The following is a 2,823-nucleotide window of genomic DNA, read 5'->3' as shown; positions in this document are numbered from 1 at the left end:
ATAGACCTTCAGGGCTCCGGCGTAGGGCGCATAGTCCATCTCGTCCGCGCCGAGGCTCAGCAGCACCTTCGGCGAAGCGGCAGCGATGTCGCCCATCCCGCCCGGCAGCGTGAAGCCGAGCATCAGCGATGCCATGCGCGCCGCCGAGATATGCAGCACGTTGAAGCCGTTCCAGCCCTCACGCACCAGATTGAACTTGTCGACCAGCTTGAGCGCCGCCGGAAGCGCGCCCTTGGCGAGCGCCGCCGCGCCTACGATCACCGCCGGGCGCTTGGCCGACTTCATGACGTCACCCAGTTCTTTGGGCACGCGGTTCAGGAGCTTGAGGTCGGAACCAAGGAAAGTCGCCGGATAGGTCGGATCCCATTCGGGGCCGATGATGTAGACCTTCGCCCCCGCCTTCACCGCCTTCCGCAGGCGGACATTGAGCAGCGCCGCTTCCCAGCGGACATTGCTGCCGACGATCAGGATGGCGTCAGCGGTCTCGATGCCCGCGAAGGTCGAGTTGAAATTCACCGCCGCGAGGTTCGACACGTCATAGGTCATGCCGGTCTGGCGCGCTTCGGTGAGCTGCGAGCCGCAGGCATTGACCAGCGCCTTGGCGGCAAACATCGTCTCGGCATCGAGGAGATCGCCCGCCACCGCCGCAATGCTGGCCTTGTCGCCCTCCAGAGCGGCAGCGATCATGCCGAAAGCCTCGGTCCAGTCGGCGGGCTGCAACTTGCCGTTACGGCGCACCCATACGCGGTCGAGGCGGCGCTTGGTCAGGCCATCGACCTGATAGCGGCCCTTGTCGCTGAGCCACTCCTCGTTGACGTCGTCATTCACCCGCGGCAGCGCGCGCATGACTTCGCGGCCCTTGGAATGGAGCGTGATGTTGGCCCCTACCGCGTCCGAGACGTCGATCGAGAGCGTCTTCTTCAGCTCCCACGGCCGCGCCTCGAAGGCATAGGGCCGCGAGGTCAAAGCGCCGACCGGGCACAGGTCGATCACATTGGCGCTCAATTCATGCGCCGCCGCCTGTTCGAGATAGGTCGTGATCTGCATATCCTCGCCGCGGTACAGCGCGCCGATTTCGTCCACGCCCGCGATCTCTTCGGAGAAGCGCACGCAGCGGGTGCAGTGGATGCAGCGGGTCATGATCGTCTTGATCAGCGGGCCCATGTATTTCTCGGTCACCGCGCGCTTGTTCTCGTGATAGCGCGAGCCGCCGCGGCCATAGGCCACCGCCTGATCCTGAAGATCGCACTCGCCGCCCTGATCGCAGATCGGGCAATCGAGCGGGTGGTTGATGAGCAGGAACTCCATCACGCCTTCTCTGGCCTTCTTGACCATCGGGCTGTCGGTGCGGATTTCCTGACCCTCGGCAGCCGGCAGCGCGCAGGAGGCCTGCGGCTTGGGCGGCCCGGGCTTCACCTCGACGAGGCACATGCGGCAATTGCCGGCGATGGAGAGGCGCTCGTGATAGCAGAAGCGCGGGATTTCCTTCCCCGCCAGCTCGCACGCCTGCAGGACAGTGGCGCCCGCCGGGACCTCGATTTCCTGACCGTCTACGGTGACTTTAGGCATTACTGGTCACCCTTCTTCAAGGTGCGAATTTGAACGATGAGGCCTGCCGACAGCAGTGCCATGGCACCGCCAAAAAGGGCGGTGATGCTCGGATCGGGGACGAAGTGGTAGGTGTCGTGAAGCACGTCGTCCGCGCTGTCCAAAGCGGGCGCGATCAACGCTAAAGCCGCCAACGCGAGCAACAGGACGAAGGCGGCAAGGTTCATTGCAAAAGAGATTGCGGAAAGGCGTGACATCACTCCGCCGCCTCCGCAAACTGCGCGTTGTGTTCGTTGATCCGCCGCTCGAGCTCGGGGCGGAAGTGGCGGATGAGGCCCTGGATCGGCCATGCGGCGGCGTCGCCCAGCGCGCAGATGGTGTGGCCTTCGACCTGCTTGGTGACTTCCTGCAGCATGTCGATTTCCTCGATCGCGGCGTCACCGGTGCGCAGGCGCTCCATCATGCGCCACATCCAGCCCGTGCCCTCGCGGCAGGGGGTGCACTGGCCGCAGGACTCGTGCTTGTAGAAGTAGGAAAGGCGGCTGATCGCGCGGACGATGTCGGTCGACTTGTCCATGACGATGACCGCCGCGGTGCCGAGGCCCGAACCCAGTTCCTTCAGCCCGTCGAAATCCATCGGCGCGTTGCGGATCTGCGCGGCAGGCACCAGCGGAACGGACGAGCCGCCCGGGATTACCGCCAGCAGATTGTCCCACCCGCCGCGAATGCCGCCGCAATGCTTCTCGATCAGCTCCTCGAAGGGAATGCTCATCGCCTCTTCGACCACGCAGGGCTTTTCCACGTGGCCGCTGATCTGGAACAGCTTGGTGCCCTTGTTGTTCTCGCGCCCGAAGGAGGAGAACCACGCAGCCCCGCGCCGCAGGATCGTCGGGGCGACCGCGATGCTCTCGACATTGTTGACCGTGGTCGGGCAGCCATACAGCCCCGCGCCCGCCGGGAACGGGGGTTTCAACCGCGGCTGGCCCTTCTTGCCTTCGAGGCTCTCGATCATCGCGGTCTCTTCGCCGCAGATGTATGCGCCCGCGCCACGGTGCATGAAGACGTCGAAATCATAGCCCGAACCGCAGGCGTTCTTGCCGATCAGCCCGGCGTCATAGGCCTCATGAATCGCCTTCTGGAGCGTCTCGGCCTCACGGATATATTCGCCGCGAATGTAGATGTACGCGGCCCGCGCGCGCATCGCGAAACCGGCGACCAACGCGCCTTCGACCAGCTTGTGCGGATCGTGGCGGATGATCTCGCGGTCCTTGCAGC

Annotated in this window: 3 protein-coding genes; all 3 read right to left on the bottom strand. The window is 64.8% G+C overall.

The window, feature by feature from the left end; all coding sequences use genetic code 11:
• On the bottom strand, positions 1–1,569 hold a 1,569-nt coding region (gene nuoG, locus ACKOED_RS12860; RefSeq protein WP_408916994.1), incomplete at its 3' end, for an NADH-quinone oxidoreductase subunit NuoG.
• Entirely contained in the window at positions 1,569–1,805 is a 237-nt protein-coding gene (locus tag ACKOED_RS12855; protein WP_408916993.1) for a hypothetical protein, read from the bottom strand. The genes nuoG and ACKOED_RS12855, both read right to left, overlap by 1 nt.
• A partial coding sequence (gene nuoF, locus ACKOED_RS12850) for an NADH-quinone oxidoreductase subunit NuoF (RefSeq protein ID WP_408916992.1) occupies positions 1,805–2,823 on the bottom strand: 1,019 nt, incomplete at its 5' end. The genes nuoF and ACKOED_RS12855, both read right to left, overlap by 1 nt.

The sequence above is a fragment of the Aestuariivirga sp. genome (assembly GCF_046093005.1).
GTDB lineage: Bacteria > Pseudomonadota > Alphaproteobacteria > Rhizobiales > Aestuariivirgaceae > Aestuariivirga.
This window is presented reverse-complemented; position numbering and strand designations above follow the sequence as displayed.